The sequence below is a fragment of the Bacillus sp. CDB3 genome (assembly GCF_002081505.1).
Taxonomy (GTDB): Bacteria; Bacillota; Bacilli; order Bacillales; family Bacillaceae_G; genus Bacillus_A; species Bacillus_A cereus_AT.
This window is the reverse complement of record NZ_ALBR01000012.1, coordinates 36,989-54,052: the sequence shown is the minus strand read 5'-3', so window position 1 is coordinate 54,052 and position 17,064 is coordinate 36,989. Positions and strand designations below refer to the sequence as shown.

Below are 17,064 nucleotides of genomic sequence, written 5' to 3'. Positions count from 1 at the left end.
AGGAGGTTTACATATGCTTTTTCGTAGCTATACACCTCAGTTTTATAACGAAAAGAAGCAATTAATCCCTAACAGTATCGCTACGATAGAAAGCGTTATGATTAATGACCGGAAACAATCTCTCCTTATACGCGGGCAAAACGTGGAACAGCCTATTTTATTATGCTGTCACGGCGGGCCTGGTATGGCACAAATTGGCTTTATTCGTCATTTTCAAAAAGAGTTAGAAAAGCACTTTATCGTTATTAATTGGGATCAACGCGGGGCTGGTAAATCCTTTTTATGGCGAGATATCCAAACAAATTTTACGATTAATCAATTTGTTTCAGATGCAAAAGAAGTCATTCAATATCTTCTTAAAAGGTTCAATAAGAAAAAATTAATTCTTGCCGGTCATTCATGGGGAAGTATTATCGGACTAAAAGTCGCTAGTCAATGCCCTGAATATATAGAAGCATACATCGGCATCGGTCAAATCGTACACATGAAGCAAAACGAAGAATTACTATATCAACATTTAATTAGCTCTGCAAAAAGACATGACCATAAAAAAGCATTAGCTTCTCTTTTAAAATTAGGGAAACCGCCCTTTTTAGATACACGACGTCTCATCATTCAAAGAAAGTGGCTTGGCACATTCGGTGGAGCAATCCAAAACGGATCTTCCTTTTCTTTCATACGAAAAGGTTTCTTTTCTCCTGAATATACGCTATTAGATTGGTTCAAATTTCTCGCAGGAAATTTAAAGTCAGGAGTTTTATGGGAAGAGATGCTAACAATCGATTTCTTTTCGTCTATTTCAAGTTTATCTGTTCCGGTTTATTTTTGTTCTGGTCGCTATGATTATCAAACTCCTTACGCACTCGTTCAACAATATTGCGATATTATTCACGCTCCGATAAAAAAAATGATTTGGTTTCCAAACTCGGCACACTCTCCAGATTTAGAAGAGCCTGAACTATTCGCTCAATCTTTACAATCAATTAAACAAGAGCTATCTTTTCAACATGCATAACGACAGGCTCTTTTACATTTCATAAAAAACATTTTATAATAATATGTCGCAAGTATATGTCACTGCAAACATTTGCTTGCCTTAACAGAATAAAAATTAGGGAGATTACATTTATTATGAACGCTGTACTCATCGCAGTAGCAGTCATGCTAGCGCTTAGTTTATTACGTGTCCAAGTCATTGTCGCCATTATCGTTGGAGCTTTAACAGGTGGACTTATCGGTGGACTCGGTATTTCAGAAACAATTAGTACTTTTACAAGCGGTCTTGGGAACAGTGCTCCTATCGCATTAAGCTACGCAATGCTCGGTGGATTTGCTATTTCACTTTCAAAAACAGGACTTCCTGATGCAATGATCCAATCAGCTTTAAAATGGATCGGCAACGAACAAGACACGAAAAAACAAGTCTATTCTAAAATACTCATATTATTTATCATTTTAACAATGGCTTGTTTCTCACAAAATATTATCCCTGTTCATATCGCCTTCATCCCAATCTTAATTCCAGCACTTTTAAAAGTATTAAATGAGCTGAAGGTGGATCGTAGGCTTGTAACATGTCTTATTACATTTGGATTAATTACCCCTTACATGTGGGTCCCAGCAGGATTCGGAAAAATTTATCATGACGTATTGCAAACAAATGCTGCGCAAAGCGGGCTTACATTTGATGTCGCTCTTATTCCAAAAGCAATGACTATTCCAGCAATCGGTATGATTATCGGATTATGTGTAGCGGTTTTCATTACATACCGAAAACCACGTACGTATGAAACGGAACAAGTTCATGCTACACAAAATGAAATCGTTCCCTATACAAAAAGAAGCATTACTTTTGGTTTATTATCAATAATCGCTACATTAACTGTTCAATTAGCAACCGAATCAATGATTTTCGGTGCTTTAGCAGGTATTATCGTCTTATCAGTTAGCGGTAGCCTCCCTCTTAAAGAAGCTGATGCTATTTTAACGAGCGGAATGCGTATGATGTCCTTTATCGGATTTGTTATGATTTCTGCCGCTGGATTTGGCGCTGTTCTTCGAAAAACTGGACATGTTGAATCTCTTGTGCAAACGAGTGCACATATAATCGGAAATAATAAACCGCTTGCTGCATTTCTTATGCTCATTATTGGACTTCTCGTTACGATGGGAATTGGTTCTTCCTTTTCAACCATCCCAATCTTAACAACAATTTTCGTACCATTATGCGTCCAGCTTGGATTTAGTCCAATGGCAACAATCGCAATTATCGGTACAGCTGGTGCACTAGGTGATGCAGGTTCTCCAGCATCTGATAGTACACTTGGACCAACGTCCGGTTTAAATGCTGATGGTCAGCACCACCATATATGGGATACGTGTGTTCCCACTTTTCTTCACTATAATATACCGTTACTTATATTCGGCTTTATTGCCGCAATTACACTATAAAAGGTGCGTTTTATCAACGCACCTTTTACTTTGTCGTTTCTCTCTCAATACATCTAAATTCTGTTTCCACTTCTTCTTGTCCCACTTGTTTCTTCTTTATTCTTCCTATTAACTGCTGAAATGCTATCTCCCCATTTTCTTCGATATAACTTCCAATCGTCGTTAATGATGGGCTTATCCATTCACCCTCTGCACTTCCGTTAAATCCAATGATTTGCAACTTATCTGGTATATGAATATTAAGCGTTTTCGCCGCCCTGATTAGCTCAATAGCGATCTTATCACTTGAAGCTACAACCCCATCTATGTATGGATGTTTTTGTAACAATTCAAGAAACTGTTGATTCGTATACCCTTGTACAATTTCCTCTCGATAAGAAAGTCCTTCTTTCCAAGCAGTATCTAAAAACCCTGCCACATGCTCCTCCATTTCTTCACTTTCTACTCCCTCGCCAATATAAGCAAGAAACTGGCAGCCTTTCTCTTTTAATAAAGAAACAGCTTTCTGCCCACTTTCATAATAACTAGTCAGAGATTGTCGTTCTTCAAGCACAGCGAAAGGCAGTGAGATTTCTCCTATACTTTGAAAAACAGATTTCGTCATTATAACGCCTGCAATGTTATTTTGCACCAACATATCTATGTATCTATTCTTATTTTCTATATTACAAACTACTACTTGATACCCTTCTTTATATGCTATTTCCTCAACGAAACGGAGCAAGGTGATGTATGATGGATTATGCAAATTATCTACCAGTAATGCAATCATCGTTGAAGGTTGCTTAAATAAAGGCTTTGCTGTAGCATTCGGTCTATATTGTAACTCTTCAATTGCTTGCTTTACTTGTTTTACCGTATCTTCATGGACATATCCTTTTTCATTAATAACTCTTGAAACGGTTGCAACTGAAACACCGGCCAATTTTGCAACATCACGTATAGTTGCCACATCGTCACCCCTTAATATGGTAATAGATTACAATTTTAAACTAAACCAAAATGTAACATTCGTCAAGGGTATTGTTTTATATTTCTGAAAATTGTTACATGACTTTCACTTTACTTACAAAGTATACTCCAACTGAATTTCATGTAAAATTGCAATATTATCATAACCAATAAACGGAATTTCTTTCTTTATTTTTCGCGCCTCCTTTACGGCATCCATGTATAAGTTCGTCATTATAAAATTACGTTTTTGGTAAAATCGGAGTGCGTTCATATTATCATTCGTCGTAATGAGCCACACTTTTTCACACTCATTTTCCCTTGCCATTTGCAATACACAATCCACCAGTTTTGTTCCAATCCCATTTCCTTCCTCAAAACTATCTAACGATACAATTTCACACATGTTTTTTAGCACTTCACACGTTATAATTCCCACTATTCTGTCATTTTTAAGTGCGATAAAACCAGGTAATTGTTCTAATTGATGTGCTCTGCCTCGCGAGACCATCACTGAACTCCCCCAGTTTTCACACATAAACCCCCGAATTGTTTCTTTCATTTCTGGTGTGATTTTTTGTATATGAACCATAGACGATTTCTCCTCTTTTTATATCATTGTGATACAATGTAAGTGTATCATATGTAGAGGTATTTGGAGGATGAGGTAAAGTATGAAACGTTTTTTTACAGCATTGTTTACTATACTAGGTGCACTAACTGCGATTGGGATTTTCTTTACAAATAAAGTTATGTACTTGAAGAAAAAAACAGAGGAAGAAGTTTTAGAACGCGAAACGAGAAAACATTTTCATTTGGACGATTTTAACGCGATTCAAAAAGAAGAGGTTCACATCCCTTCTCAATTCGGATATGAACTTCATGGATATTACATGCCAGCTGGTCATTCTAATAAATTTATGATTTTTTGCCACGGTGTGACTGTAAATAAAATGAACTCTGTTAAATATGCAAACTTATTTTTAAGCAGAGGATATAACGTATTTATTTATGATCATCGCCGTCATGGTAAAACTGGTGGTAAAACGACAAGCTACGGCTATTATGAGAAACATGATCTAAAGTCAGTAGTTGACTGGCTAAAAGATCGTTTTGGAACGAATATTACACTCGGAATTCATGGGGAATCTATGGGTGCTGCAACTCTTCTTCAATATGCGGGACTTGTAGAAGATGGTGCCGATTTTTATATTGCTGATTGTCCTTTCTCTGATTTTTATGGACAGTTACAACATCGTTTAAAGGTTGAATTTCATTTGCCAAAATGGCCTTTATTACCTTTAGCAAATGCCTTTTTAAAAGTTCGTGACGGCTATACAATTCGTGAAGTTTCACCAATTGATTGTATAAAAAACATTAATAATCCTGTTCTTTTTATACACAGTAAAGATGATGACTATATTTTATCTGATATGACGAAATCACTTTATGAAGCGAAAGAAAATAATAAACAACTTTATATTGCAGAACATGGTGCACACGCTTGCTCTTATAATGAAAATAAAGAAGAGTACGAAGCTGCCATCGATCAATTTTTAAACACCTATGTAAAAGAAACAAAAAACAGGCTTGCATAAGCCTGTTTTTTTACTGCGCTAAAACGTCTGTAACTTGTTCCATATTTTCAGAAATCCACTTTATTGCCTCATCTAGCGTCGGAAATTCCGTCGTTTGAAAGGTCACCTCATCTTGCAGTAACCAAACATCTTTCGGTTCTTGTCCTACACCTGCGATTGACCAATGAAGTAAACTATATGGATGATTATCATTCAAAAATGATGCCCACGTGCGCTCATTTGCAATATTTTGTAGTGTTCGTAATTTTTTATCCATCTTTCGTCACCTTACTCTAGTCAGTTATAAAAACTATTATAACACTCTCTTCTCTCTCAAACAAAGTGCTCTTTTTGTCCCGCTATTTGCGGGCAGTAAGACTCCCACCTCAAAATTCGGCTTAGGCAAAGAAGTAAGGTGGGAGATTAACCGCCCGTAAACGCCCGATTGGTGCGGGCTGATAATCAGTGGGGGATGCCCCCCACTGATTAAAGTTTCACTTTATATTGTCAAGTACTCTCCCTGATTATATGATAGGATTAAGCGTTTGGGAAGGAGGGATAAGGTTGGCAAAAGTACAAATTAAAATAAATGATAATGGCTCTTTTCGCGTTACAGGGGACGTGGAATTAGTTGACTCACAAGGGAATGTATTCCCAGCAAAACCAGCATTTTCTTTATGTCGTTGTGGTTTATCGAAAAACATGCCTTATTGCGATGCTTCGCATAAAGGCAAATTCGAGTCTGTTGTTAGAGCACCAGAAGCAGAATAGTTTTGTACGTAACATGCACATTTTTTTGTGCATGTTTTTTTACTATTAACACCGTATACTTACAACATTTCTACTGATTTTATCCCCGTTCCTATTACATCTATTTTCACACAATTCTTCACATTCGAATATTTTCCACTTTGCTTTTTTCTTTTTTGTGCTATAATGTGAGCAAACAACATCCTTCGGGGTCGGGTGAAATTCCCAACCGGCGGTGATGAAGCAAGAGCTTCTAAGTCCGTGACCCGTTTTCAACTCGAAAACGGTGGATCTAGTGAAACTCTAGGGCCGACAGTATAGTCTGGATGGGAGAAGGATATGTTTTCTAGTAATTTTATATGGCGAATACACTTTTATTTCAGTATGCATATTTTTAAAGTTTCATTTTGACTCTTTATATATGTTTTATTTTGTATACTTATGTTTCTATACTGAAATAAAAAGATACGACTAGCGTTTGAAAAACTCGATATTTTGCTAGGTTTTTTCCTTATGCCAAAATATCAGTCATCGTTAGGTTTCTTTCCTATACTTTCGTATTCGAACTATATTTCTAGAAATCACGTCTCCCAAACCCCAAGGATTTTATATCCTTGGGGTTTTTTGATTTTTTTCAGGAGAGGTGAAGAGAATGACAGATCAAGAATATATGAGGATTGCCTTGCAGTTAGCACAAGGTACAACCGGCCAAACAAGTCCCAATCCTATGGTTGGTGCTGTTGTTGTAAAAGATGGAAACATCATAGGAATGGGGGCTCACTTGCGTGCTGGTGAAGAACATGCTGAAGTTCATGCACTTCATATGGCTGGTGAAAAAGCAAAAGGTGCTACCGTTTATGTAACACTTGAACCGTGTAGCCATTTTGGAAAAACACCACCTTGCTGTGAATTACTCATTGAAAAAGGAGTCCAGCGGGTTGTAATTGCTACCCTTGATTGCAATCCACTCGTTTCTGGTAATGGAAAAAGGAGATTAGAAGAAGCAGGAATCGAGGTAACTACTGGTGTTCTTGAGGCGGAAGCAACTTTATTAAATCGATATTTTTTTCACTATATGAAAACGAAACGCCCCTTTGTAACAATAAAAACAGCAATGAGCTTAGATGGAAAAACAGCTACTGTAACCGGTGAAAGCCAGTGGATTACAAGTGAAGAAGCACGTGCTGATGTTCACCAATATCGTCATATGCATGATGCTATCCTAGTCGGTGTGAATACAGTTTTAACTGATAATCCACATTTAACAACAAGAATTCTAAACGGAGGTAAACATCCTATACGTGTTATTTTAGATACCCACTTACGAACGCCGCCATCTTCTCATGTCATAACAGATGGCTTAGCTCCGACATGGATTATTGTCGGCAAGGATGTAAATAAAGAGAAAATAGCGTCTTATGAATCTAACAATATAGTTGTATACCAAATGAAAACACAGCAAATTAAAATACAAGATGTCCTATCCCTACTCGGTGAGAAACAAATTCTTTCTCTGTTCGTTGAAGGTGGTCAAACGGTGCATGCAAACTTCTTAAAAACAAATAGTTTTAATGAAATTGTGACCTATATTAGCCCGAAATTAATTGGTGGAAAAGATGCACCCACCTTATTTGGCGGAGCTGGTTTTTCGAAGTTACAAGATGCACTTTCCTTAACAATTCAAGAGATGAAACAAATTGGTAATGATATAAAAATTGTTGCAACCTTAAAAAGCGAGGTGACAGAATGTTTACAGGAATCGTAGAAGAGTTAGGAACGATATCAAGCATGACTCAAAGTGGTGAAGCAATGAAGCTAACTATTAACGCAAATCAAATTTTATCAGATATCAAATTAGGTGATAGTATCGCAGTTAACGGCATTTGCTTAACAGTAACTACTTTTACGACTACTTCATTCACTGTTGATGCAATGCCTGAAACAATGAAAGCAACATCACTTCGTATGCTAAAGCCAAGTGCCAAAGTGAATTTAGAACGGGCAATGGCTGCAAACGGACGATTCGGTGGACATTTCGTCACCGGACATATCGATGGCATCGGTACGATTTTAACTAAAAAACAACATTACAATGCCATCTATTACAAAATAGCAATTTCTGATGAATTACTACGCTATTGTTTGCATAAAGGATCCGTTGCTATTGATGGCACTAGTTTAACAATATTTGATATAGACGAATCTTCAATTACAATTTCACTCATCCCCCACACAGTAAGCGAGTCTATAATCGGAGAAAAAAAAGCCGGGGACATCGTAAACATTGAGTGTGACATGATTGGAAAATATATTGAACGCTTTATTTCAAAGCCCACAAAAAGAACAGATTCAATGACCGAAAGCTTTTTACAAGAAAACGGATTTCTATAAGGGGGAAGCACAATGTTTCATCGTATTGAAGAAGCTCTAGAAGATTTAAAACAAGGAAAAGTCGTTATCGTATGTGATGATGAAAACCGAGAAAATGAAGGCGATTTTATTGCTTTAGCAGAGTACATTACACCAGAAACGATTAATTTTATGATTACACACGGTCGTGGTCTCGTTTGCGTACCGATTACGGAGCAATACGCAGAACGTCTACAGTTAGAACCAATGGTTTCTCATAATACGGATTCACATCATACTGCTTTTACAGTAAGCATCGATCACGTTTCTACAACAACAGGCATTAGTGCTCATGAGCGCGCTACGACAATACAGGAATTATTGAATCCCGCATCTAAAGGAACTGATTTTAACCGCCCTGGACATATCTTTCCATTAATTGCGAAAGAAGGTGGCGTCCTTCGCCGCGCAGGTCATACAGAAGCTGCTGTTGATTTAGCAAAACTTTGCGGAGCTGAGCCAGCTGGCGTCATTTGCGAGATTATAAATGAAGATGGGACGATGGCACGTGTACCTGATTTACTAGAGTGTGCAAAACAATTTGATATAAAAATGATTACAATTGAAGATTTAATTGCTTATCGCCGCCATCACGAAACACTTGTGACGAGGGAAGTGGAAATTACATTACCTACAGATTTCGGTACTTTTCATGCAATTGGCTATTCTAACTCATTAGATATGAAAGAACATATCGCGCTCGTAAAAGGTGATATTTCAACAGGCGAACCTGTACTTGTACGCGTTCATTCAGAATGCTTAACAGGAGATGTATTTGGTTCGTGCCGCTGTGATTGCGGACCACAGCTACATGCTGCACTTGCTCAAATTGAGCGTGAAGGAAAAGGCGTTCTTCTCTATATGAGACAGGAAGGACGAGGCATTGGCCTTCTTAATAAGCTTCGCGCTTATAAGTTACAAGAAGAAGGGTTAGATACTGTAGAAGCAAATGAAAAACTTGGGTTCCCAGCTGATCTTCGTGATTACGGTATTGGCGCTCAAATTTTAAAAGATTTAGGCTTACAAAGTTTACGATTATTAACGAATAATCCACGAAAAATTGCTGGCTTACAAGGTTACGATTTAGAAGTAACCGAGCGTGTACCGTTGCAAATGCCAACAAAAGCAGAAAATAAAACGTATTTACAAACGAAAGTAAGCAAATTAGGACATTTACTAAACTTATCCCGCATTAACGGGCAGTAAAAATCCCACCTCAAAATTCGGCTGGAGCAAAGAAGTTAGGTGGGAGATCAACTGCCCGTAAACGCCCGATTGGTTCAACTAATAATCAGCGGGGGATGAACCCCCACTGATTATAGTTTCACTTTATAATTAAGGGAGAGATAAATTATGGTATTCGAAGGTCATTTAGTTGGTACGGGATTAAAAGTTGGGGTTGTTGTTGGACGTTTTAATGAATTTATTACAAGCAAGTTACTTGGCGGTGCTTTAGATGGATTAAAGCGTCACGGTGTAGAAGAAAATGATATTGATGTTGCATGGGTTCCTGGTGCATTCGAAATTCCTTTAATCGCTAAAAAGATGGCTAATAGCGGAAAGTATGATGCTGTTATTACATTAGGTACAGTAATTCGCGGTGCTACAACGCATTACGATTACGTTTGTAATGAAGTAGCAAAAGGTGTTGCCTCTTTATCACTACAAACGGACATTCCAGTTATTTTCGGTGTATTAACGACAGAAACAATTGAACAAGCGATTGAACGTGCAGGTACAAAAGCTGGTAATAAAGGATATGAATCGGCAGTTGCTGCAATTGAAATGGCTCACTTGTCAAAACAATGGGCATAATAAAAAGAGGCTACGGCCTCTTTTTATTTCTTTACCTTTTTTCGTACATCTTTTATTAATTCATCCATCGATTTTCCTTCTGTTTTTATACGAAGAGCTTGTGCCGTTCTCCACACATTTTCTCTCTTTTTCGCTTCTTCTATAATAGAAATTTCCTTCCTCACTTCTTTTAAATCTTTTCCTTCTGTTTCAAGACCAAAATGTTCAGCTTTCGTTCGAAAATGTTGTTCAATTCTTTGTTGCATTTCTTTTTGTTCAGGATTTTCAGCCGCCTTAACTGGATCAGCACTTATCGCTTTTATTAAAATCAGACAAGTCATAATGGCTAATATGTATTTGTACATGTAAAATCCTCCGCCCCGATATAAATTACATTTTTACTATGTACAATTTGGGCTTGGAAAATTCGTCCACAAAAATTATTTTTTCCGCTCAAAAGCCACTACTATCAAGCCTCAATGGCCTTTTATTACATTTTATTTACAAAAAAAGCAAACCCTTTAAAGAGTTTGCCTTTCATCTATGTTATAGCGCACATTCTTCAATCTCAAAACCTAAATCTTCAATCATACCCCAGTCCGCAGTCGGTTCTTGTCCAGCTGTTGTTAAGTAATCCCCTACGAAAATAGAGTTTGCCGCAAATAAACCGAGTGGCTGTACAGAACGTAAATTAAGTTCTCGGCCACCTGAAATACGAATTTCTTTTGTTGGGTTTACAAAACGCATCATTGCCAGCACTTTTAAACATTCTACAGGCGTTAATTCTTTTTGTCCTTCAAGTGGCGTACCCTTTACAGCGACAAGGAAATTACATGGAATAGAATCCGCATCTAAGCGTTGTAATTCAAATGCAATTTCAGCGCGCTGTTCAATCGTTTCTCCCATTCCGAAAATCGCCCCTGAGCATGGAGAAATGCCAGCTTGCTTCGCTTTTTGGACTGTATCAACACGATCGTCATACGTATGCGTTGAACAAATGCTATCGTAATTATTTTCATGCGTATTTAAATTGTGGTTATAACGATGCACACCAGCATCTGCTAAACGCCCTGCTTGATCTTCATTTAAAAACCCTAAACAACAGCAAATTTTCAACTCTGTTGTTTCACGAATTTCCTTAACTGCTCCAATAACGTGATTTACTTCTTTATCTGTCGGACGACGACCAGATGCAACAATACAATATGTACCTGCTTTACGACGAATTGCTTCGTGTGCTCCTTCAACAATTTTCTCTTGTGTTAACCATGCATATTTATCAATCGGTGCTTCTGAAATAATAGACTGTGAACAATAACCGCAATCTTCAGGACATAATCCAGATTTCGTATTTATAATCATGTTCAACTTTACTTTCTTACCAAAATGATGATGGCGAATAATGTAAGCTGCATTCATAATTTCTAAAACTTCTGTATCATCAGCTTCTAATATTGCAATTGCATCTTCTTTCGTAATCATTTTTTCTTCTACTACGTCGTATGCAAGTTTTTTCCAATCCCTTTTTGTTTGTACTTGTTTCATTTCATCTCTTCCCCTCTTTTGTTATATACGTAAATAAAGCATGATACGTTGCCATTATCCCTTCTTTCCCCGTGAAGTCTCTTTCGTATATACGAAGCATCGTACGAAAGAGTGAAGGTTTTTGACAGTAAGACTCTTCATTACTATTGGTTGCCCCTACTTTTCGAATAGAATGTAGAAACTCCCTAACTTCTGTAAAGCTTTCTATGTAACACGTTTCAGAAACATGTACGTTTCCTAATGGATTTTTGCATATATTCACTAACTGTTCTTTCGAAACGAATCGTTGTCCAATTGAAGTACAATTGTGTATCCCCTTTTCTTTCTTAGCGCGTTGAAAAGATGTATGCAATTCTTGGAAAGTCGTATTACCAAACGTTGAAAATAATAATATGCCTTCTTCAGGCAAATAGTTAAATAAATTTTTCACTGTCGCTTTTAAATCATTAAGCCATTGAAATGTAGCATTTGAAATAATGACATCATATGAATCTTCTAATTTTAATTGTTCAATATCTTCACATCGGAACATCACATTTTCCACATTATTTCTAGTTTTCGCGACTGCAATCATCTCATCGGCAAAGTCCACAGCTGTAATATGCGCTTTCGGAAATAAATTTGATAATTGCTCTGTTACATATCCTGTCCCGCATCCAAGTTCTAAAATACGTATCGATGATGTTTCACTGTATCGTCCCTTCAATGTAGAAAGTAACGAATGCGCCATCTTTTTTTGTACATTTGCATATTGATCGTAGGATACAGCCGCCCCATTAAACCGTTTTTGCAGTAGCGTTTTGTTGATCATGTCGTATCCCCTCTACAAATTGAATAATTTCGTTTGCGCAATATTCAAAATTCGTCACGCATAAAGCATGCCCAGCCTCGCTTACTACTTTTAACCTAGCATTCGTATTCTCTGTCATACTATGAGCTGCGGATAATGGACATATCACATCCTGTTCTCCATGAAGAAGTAATAAAGGGACTTTGACACTTGTTAATTCGTTTCTCATATCTGTTTCTATTAAATAATCTAAGCCTAATTGTAAAGACTGAATCGAGTCTCCTTTAAACTTCAGCGCAATCTCTTCAAAACTCGTATTCTCCCTCAGCTCACTTTTTGTAAACATGTTTTCATAGAAACGCTTTAAAGTATCTTCTTTCTTTCTCGTTAAATTCTTTTTCATACGTTCTACATGCAAGGAATTCCATCCATTTGTATAGTCACTTGTATTGGTAAATTTAGCGGTACCACCAATTAGTACCATACCTTGGGCCTTAATCTTTTTATAAGCTTGTACTGCTGCTAACGCTCCTAGTGACCATCCAACTAAAATTACATTTTCATCCTCTGCTACATCTATTATTCGCCCCGCAAATTCACTTTGTTCTTTCACATTACGCCAATCTATACATTGAACAGAATATCCTTTAAAATACGGCAGAACTAAAGTCCAAACACCTTCTTCCATTCCCCATCCTGGAATAAAAATAAGCTTTAGCTCTTTCATACTAAAAACCCCTCTTCTTTACCAATGCGTATAATATGCTGAATAGCCCATTTTAAATCTGCTATTGTATGTTGTGACGTAACTGCAAAACGGACTCGAGAACTACCAACCGGAACAGTCGGCGGACGAATTGCAATGGCTGCGATACCTACCTCTTGTAATCTTTCACTAAACCGTAAAGTATTTTCATTTGACCCAACTACAATCGGTACAATATGAGTTGAGCTACTCCCAATATCAAAACCAGCTTCTTGTAAATGCGTCCTGAAATATGCACCATTCTCTATAAGTCGCTCTCTTCTTTCGTTATCTTCTTTCACAATTTCAATTGCTTTTCGTATCGCCCCTAATGTTCCTGGTGGTAAAGCTGTAGTAAAAATAAAGCTTCTCATCATATTTTGTAAATACTCTATATAAATTGCATCGCCTGTCAAATACGCACCATAACACCCTAAAGCCTTACTAAACGTCCCCATATGTATATCAATTTTCCGAGTAATATCTTTTTCTATATGAGCTAATCCAGCCCCGCCAATACCATATATTCCACTTGCATGTGCTTCATCAACTATAATGATTGCCCCGTATTTCTCTTTAAGCTGAACTAAGCCTCTCAAATATGCAATATCTCCATCCATACTAAAAATCGTATCTGTTACGATTAATTTTCTCTTTTCTGGTGACGCTATTTGCAACATCTTTTCTAAATGATCCAAATCATTATGACGATATCTTTTATGCTCTGCTCCGCTTAATATAATCCCATCAACGATACTTGCATGATTTAATTTGTCACTAAAAACAATATCGCGGCGACCAACTAACGAAGAAATCGCTCCAACATTCGCGGTATATCCACTATTTACAATTAAGGCTTTTTCAGTGCCTTTCCAATCGCATATACTTCTCTCAACCTCTTCATACAGTGGATAATTTCCTACAACGAGACGAGATGCTGTCGCTCCAGTTCCATATTTTCTTGTACAGGTAATAGCAGCTTCTTTCAACCTTTCATCTCCAGCTAATCCTAAATAATTATTCGATGCTAAATTTAGCATCTTTTTCTTATTTCGAATAAGCCATGTCTCTTCGGATCGCTCTGTTACATGTAAATTACGATACTGCCCTTGCTCCTTTAATTGTTCTACTTTAGATTGAAGATGCGCGCGCCACATTTGATTCATTTTGGATGAGCTCCTCTAATTTTGAAATCATAATATGCTCTTTTGCCGATTCTAATAATTCTTCCTTTGTAAACTCTCCTTCAAGGAATGGTAATAACCCTAAAACCGGCACTCCACTTAACTCCTCAATCATTATTTTATTTTCTTGCACTCTTTCTTTTTCATATTCTTTACATCCAGATAAAATTACACCTGCTACTTTTAATCCATGTGCTTTCGCATAAGAAATTGTTAAAATAGTATGATTAACTGTCCCAAGCGTAGGACGCGCTACTACAATAAGAGGAAGCTGTAATTCTTTTGCAAAATCAATCACTAAAGCATCTTCTGTATATGGGACGGCAAGCCCACCAGCCCCTTCTACAAATAGGCTATTAAACTCTTTTAATAGTTCATTATAGTGATCAGTAATTTCTTTTAACGTTACTGTCCTTCCAGCTCTTTTCATAGCAAGTCTCGGAGCAAGTGGTTCTTCAATGGAATAAGGACAAATTTTATCTTCTTTTGTCGGTACACCCGATAACGCTTTTAATCTTGCTGCATCACCCTCAGGATTTGATGCAACATGTCCACTTTGCAACGGTTTATATACACCAACATTATATCCACGCTCTCGAAATATACCTGCTAATGCTCCTGTCACTACCGTTTTACCAACTTCTGTATCCGTTGCTGTTATAAAGAAACCACTCATTACTCTCCCTCCGTAACATCCGAGATTGCTTTATATAAAATGCGTAACATCTCATCAATCTCAGCCACCGTAGATGCAAGAGGAGGCATAAATACAATGGTGTTACCAAGCGGACGTAAAATCATCCCTAACTCTCTTGAGCGTTTACACACTTGAACACCGACTCTTTCTGTCCATTCAAACGATTCTTTCATTTCCTTATTCTTCACAAGTTCAATACCAACCATTAGCCCACACTGACGAATATCTCCTACGTGCTTATATTCATTAAGGGCTTCTAATTGTGCTGCTACATATTCTGCTTTATGCGCAACATCTTCTATTAAATTAGTTTTTTCATATAGTTCTAAATTTGCAATTGCTACGGCACACCCTAACGGATTCCCTGTATAACTATGACCATGGAAAAATGTTTTTTGTTCTTCATAGCCCCCTAAAAAGGCATTATAAATTTCATCTGTCGTTACCGTAATTGCCACCGGTAAATAACCACCTGTTAAACCTTTTCCCGCAGTTAAAATATCTGGCGTCACACCCTCGTGCTCACATGCAAACATTTTTCCGGTACGCCCAAATCCAGTCGCTACCTCATCTGTAATAAATAAAACATTGTATTTTGTACATAAATCGCGAAGCCCTTTTAAGTATCCTTTTGGCATCGTAATCATCCCACCAGCACCTTGCATTAATGGCTCCACAATAATAGCTGCTACTTCTTCATGTTTTTCTTGCAGCAATTCTTCCATTTCTTCTAAATGTTTCTTTACAATTTGTTCCTTATTATCTCCATAAGGAGAACGATATGTATATGGGTACGGCATTTTAATTGCCTCAAACAATAGTGAACTATACACTTGGTGAAACAAGTCTATTGCTCCTACTGAAACAGCACCTATCGTATCACCGTGATATGCTTCTTTTAATGTAACAAATCTTTGTTTTTCGGTTTTCCTTTATGCTGCCAATATTGAAAGGCCATCTTAATTGCAATTTCAACGGCGCTAGAACCAGAGTCTGAATAGAATACTTTCTTCAAACCTTCTGGTACAACTTCAATTATTTTTTCTGCTAATAAAATAGATGGAACGTTAGCAAGTCCTAGCATAGTAGAATGAGCAATTTTATTTAATTGCTCACGAATTGCTTCATCTAGTTCCGGTACTTGATGCCCATGAACATTTAACCAAATAGATGAGACACCATCCCAATATTCATTTCCATTTACATCGTATAGCTTTCTTCCCTCTCCACGTTCAATAATGACAGGATCTTCTTCTAAATAATCTTTCATTTGTGTAAATGGATGCCATACGTAGGATTTATTTTTATCCGATAATTCTTTATATGTATAAGGCGATTTTTCAGTCGCATTACTATTAACAGTCACAATTGCCACCCCTTATGTTAACTTGTTTATAAATATAGTTAACATTAAATCTAAATGACTGTCAATTATTTTTAAACCAAATAGTTCTTAAAAAAGAACAACTTATCATAAGATAAGTTGTTCTACTTTCCATGTTGTATCTTTCCAATTTCTAAAATAATCTCTTCATCTTTTTTTCCTTCTGTATCAATTCCAAGTTGCTTAGCATGCTCAATTAACAAATTATGGCGCTGCTCAAATCTAGCGGTATCTACTTCTTTCGTAACCTCTTCTTTTGTTTTCCCATCGGTAGAAACTCCTAGTTTCGCAGCTGCTTTTTCCATCGATTTCTTCTCTTCAGTTTCTTTCACTTTCTTCACTTCTGACTGCTGTATTTGCTTTTGTTTCGACTGCTCTGATTCAGCTGCAAAAGCTGTGTAAATTCCAGCACTTCCGCCAACGACTAGTAAGGTGGTAAAAAGAATTATTTTTTTCTTCACTCTTTCCTCCCCTTTCAAATTCATTATAACGCACGTTTTTACAGTATTAAAAACATTTCTCCTTTATTTCCCTAAAAAAATATTTAACATTTTTATTGACATGTAAGACGAATATATGATAAAAATTTAACTAACATCATATGAATCGGCGTTGATAGGATTTAGTAGTATTTCGATTTCTGATTTCAGAGAGCTGGTGGTCGGTGCGAACCAGTACAGAGCGATTTATGAATTACCCCCTGGAGCTTCTTTTACGAAACGTAAGGAGTAGTGAAAGACGGTTATAGACCGTTATGTCTAAAGAGTGGTGAAACGATACTGTTTCA

18 protein-coding genes, 1 pseudogene, 1 riboswitch and 1 other annotated feature (1 of these 21 running past the window's edge) are annotated in these 17,064 nt (G+C 37.0%); of the genes and pseudogenes, 8 read left to right on the top strand and 11 right to left on the bottom strand.

The window, feature by feature from the left end; all coding sequences use genetic code 11:
* Positions 1-13 precede the first annotated feature (13 nt).
* Positions 14-1,015, top strand: a complete 1,002-nt coding sequence (locus CDB3_RS03640; RefSeq protein WP_128853502.1) for an alpha/beta fold hydrolase — start codon at positions 14-16, stop codon at positions 1,013-1,015.
* 116 nt (positions 1,016-1,131) lie between these two features.
* A complete protein-coding gene (locus CDB3_RS03635) occupies positions 1,132-2,451 on the top strand; it encodes a Na+/H+ antiporter family protein (RefSeq protein WP_128853501.1) in 1,320 nt (439 codons plus the stop codon).
* A 25-nt stretch (positions 2,452-2,476) separates the two neighbouring features.
* On the opposite strand, the gene CDB3_RS03630 is transcribed toward CDB3_RS03635, so the two are convergent.
* Both CDB3_RS03630 and CDB3_RS03625 read right to left on the bottom strand, forming a co-directional pair.
* Positions 2,477-3,403: a LacI family DNA-binding transcriptional regulator gene (locus CDB3_RS03630; protein ID WP_128853500.1), complete on the bottom strand. Its 927-nt coding sequence runs from the start codon at positions 3,401-3,403 to the stop codon at positions 2,477-2,479.
* 114 nt (positions 3,404-3,517) lie between these two features.
* Entirely contained in the window at positions 3,518-3,994 is a 477-nt protein-coding gene (locus CDB3_RS03625; protein ID WP_128853499.1) for a GNAT family N-acetyltransferase, read from the bottom strand.
* Between the two features lie 82 nt (positions 3,995-4,076).
* On the opposite strand from CDB3_RS03625, the gene CDB3_RS03620 reads away from it, so the two are divergent.
* Positions 4,077-5,000, top strand: a complete 924-nt coding sequence (locus tag CDB3_RS03620) for an alpha/beta hydrolase (protein WP_071746985.1) — start codon at positions 4,077-4,079, stop codon at positions 4,998-5,000.
* A 10-nt stretch (positions 5,001-5,010) separates the two neighbouring features.
* Here CDB3_RS03620 and CDB3_RS03615 read toward each other — a convergent pair whose 3' ends face one another.
* Positions 5,011-5,256, bottom strand: coding sequence for a YqkC family protein (locus CDB3_RS03615; RefSeq protein ID WP_000358701.1), 246 nt, complete (start codon positions 5,254-5,256; stop codon positions 5,011-5,013).
* Positions 5,257-5,543: 287 nt separating this feature from the next.
* Here CDB3_RS03615 and CDB3_RS03605 point away from each other — a divergent pair, with 287 nt between their 5' ends.
* The 5 genes from CDB3_RS03605 (at position 5,544) to ribH (ending at position 9,953) form a co-directional block, all read left to right on the top strand.
* On the top strand, positions 5,544-5,750 hold the full coding sequence (locus CDB3_RS03605; RefSeq protein ID WP_128853498.1) for a CDGSH iron-sulfur domain-containing protein: 207 nt from the start codon (positions 5,544-5,546) through the stop codon (positions 5,748-5,750).
* 177 nt (positions 5,751-5,927) lie between these two features.
* A riboswitch (FMN riboswitch) is annotated at positions 5,928-6,071 on the top strand.
* A gap of 310 nt (positions 6,072-6,381) precedes the next feature.
* Positions 6,382-7,494, top strand: coding sequence for a bifunctional diaminohydroxyphosphoribosylaminopyrimidine deaminase/5-amino-6-(5-phosphoribosylamino)uracil reductase RibD (gene ribD, locus CDB3_RS03600; protein WP_097830782.1), 1,113 nt, complete (start codon positions 6,382-6,384; stop codon positions 7,492-7,494).
* Positions 7,476-8,120 carry a riboflavin synthase gene (gene ribE / locus CDB3_RS03595; protein WP_097830781.1) on the top strand — a complete coding sequence of 215 codons (645 nt, stop codon included), beginning with the start codon at positions 7,476-7,478 and terminating at the stop codon, positions 8,118-8,120. Before ribD ends, ribE begins: the two co-directional genes overlap by 19 nt.
* A gap of 12 nt (positions 8,121-8,132) precedes the next feature.
* Entirely contained in the window at positions 8,133-9,344 is a 1,212-nt protein-coding gene (ribBA, locus tag CDB3_RS03590; RefSeq protein WP_128853497.1) for a bifunctional 3,4-dihydroxy-2-butanone 4-phosphate synthase/GTP cyclohydrolase II, read from the top strand.
* Between the two features lie 147 nt (positions 9,345-9,491).
* Entirely contained in the window at positions 9,492-9,953 is a 462-nt protein-coding gene (gene ribH / locus CDB3_RS03585) for a 6,7-dimethyl-8-ribityllumazine synthase (protein ID WP_000230892.1), read from the top strand.
* A gap of 23 nt (positions 9,954-9,976) precedes the next feature.
* On the opposite strand, the gene CDB3_RS03580 is transcribed toward ribH, so the two are convergent.
* The 8 genes and pseudogenes from CDB3_RS03580 to CDB3_RS03545 form a co-directional block, all read right to left on the bottom strand.
* Positions 9,977-10,297 carry a hypothetical protein gene (locus tag CDB3_RS03580; RefSeq protein WP_000280031.1) on the bottom strand — a complete coding sequence of 107 codons (321 nt, stop codon included), beginning with the start codon at positions 10,295-10,297 and terminating at the stop codon, positions 9,977-9,979.
* Between the two features lie 181 nt (positions 10,298-10,478).
* Positions 10,479-11,477 (bottom strand): biotin synthase, encoded by a 999-nt coding sequence (gene bioB / locus CDB3_RS03575; RefSeq protein WP_097830779.1) that lies wholly within the window; start codon positions 11,475-11,477, stop codon positions 10,479-10,481.
* Between the two features lies 1 nt (position 11,478).
* Positions 11,479-12,288, bottom strand: a complete 810-nt coding sequence (gene bioC / locus CDB3_RS03570) for a malonyl-ACP O-methyltransferase BioC (RefSeq protein ID WP_128853496.1) — start codon at positions 12,286-12,288, stop codon at positions 11,479-11,481.
* Complete coding sequence (locus CDB3_RS03565) at positions 12,254-12,994, bottom strand: alpha/beta fold hydrolase (protein ID WP_128853495.1); 741 nt, start codon at positions 12,992-12,994, stop codon at positions 12,254-12,256. The genes bioC and CDB3_RS03565 overlap by 35 nt, the downstream gene beginning before the upstream one ends.
* Complete coding sequence (bioF, locus tag CDB3_RS03560; RefSeq protein WP_128853494.1) at positions 12,991-14,178, bottom strand: 8-amino-7-oxononanoate synthase; 1,188 nt, start codon at positions 14,176-14,178, stop codon at positions 12,991-12,993. Before bioF ends, CDB3_RS03565 begins: the two co-directional genes overlap by 4 nt.
* Positions 14,144-14,872 carry a dethiobiotin synthase gene (gene bioD / locus CDB3_RS03555; protein ID WP_128853493.1) on the bottom strand — a complete coding sequence of 243 codons (729 nt, stop codon included), beginning with the start codon at positions 14,870-14,872 and terminating at the stop codon, positions 14,144-14,146. Before bioD ends, bioF begins: the two co-directional genes overlap by 35 nt.
* Positions 14,872-16,163 (bottom strand): annotated as a pseudogene (gene bioA, locus CDB3_RS03550) (adenosylmethionine--8-amino-7-oxononanoate transaminase). Before bioA ends, bioD begins: the two are co-directional and overlap by 1 nt.
* Positions 16,164-16,381: 218 nt before the next feature.
* Complete coding sequence (locus tag CDB3_RS03545) at positions 16,382-16,738, bottom strand: hypothetical protein (RefSeq protein WP_128853492.1); 357 nt, start codon at positions 16,736-16,738, stop codon at positions 16,382-16,384.
* 142 nt (positions 16,739-16,880) lie between these two features.
* Positions 16,881-17,064, top strand: a binding site (T-box leader) (it continues 37 nt past the right edge of the window).

Coding starts and splice junctions, on each gene's coding strand:
- CDB3_RS03640 (WP_128853502.1), top strand. CDS start 14: ATGCTTTTTCGTAGCTATACACCTCAGTTTTATAACGAAAAGAAGCAA.
- CDB3_RS03635 (WP_128853501.1), top strand. CDS start 1,132: ATGAACGCTGTACTCATCGCAGTAGCAGTCATGCTAGCGCTTAGTTTA.
- CDB3_RS03625 (WP_128853499.1), bottom strand. CDS start 3,994: ATGGTTCATATACAAAAAATCACACCAGAAATGAAAGAAACAATTCGG.
- CDB3_RS03620 (WP_071746985.1), top strand. CDS start 4,077: ATGAAACGTTTTTTTACAGCATTGTTTACTATACTAGGTGCACTAACT.
- CDB3_RS03615 (WP_000358701.1), bottom strand. CDS start 5,256: ATGGATAAAAAATTACGAACACTACAAAATATTGCAAATGAGCGCACG.
- ribD (WP_097830782.1), top strand. CDS start 6,382: ATGACAGATCAAGAATATATGAGGATTGCCTTGCAGTTAGCACAAGGT.
- ribE (WP_097830781.1), top strand. CDS start 7,476: ATGTTTACAGGAATCGTAGAAGAGTTAGGAACGATATCAAGCATGACT.
- ribBA (WP_128853497.1), top strand. CDS start 8,133: ATGTTTCATCGTATTGAAGAAGCTCTAGAAGATTTAAAACAAGGAAAA.
- ribH (WP_000230892.1), top strand. CDS start 9,492: ATGGTATTCGAAGGTCATTTAGTTGGTACGGGATTAAAAGTTGGGGTT.
- CDB3_RS03580 (WP_000280031.1), bottom strand. CDS start 10,297: ATGTACAAATACATATTAGCCATTATGACTTGTCTGATTTTAATAAAA.
- bioB (WP_097830779.1), bottom strand. CDS start 11,477: ATGAAACAAGTACAAACAAAAAGGGATTGGAAAAAACTTGCATACGAC.
- bioC (WP_128853496.1), bottom strand. CDS start 12,288: ATGATCAACAAAACGCTACTGCAAAAACGGTTTAATGGGGCGGCTGTA.
- CDB3_RS03565 (WP_128853495.1), bottom strand. CDS start 12,994: ATGAAAGAGCTAAAGCTTATTTTTATTCCAGGATGGGGAATGGAAGAA.
- bioF (WP_128853494.1), bottom strand. CDS start 14,178: ATGAATCAAATGTGGCGCGCGCATCTTCAATCTAAAGTAGAACAATTA.
- bioD (WP_128853493.1), bottom strand. CDS start 14,872: ATGAGTGGTTTCTTTATAACAGCAACGGATACAGAAGTTGGTAAAACG.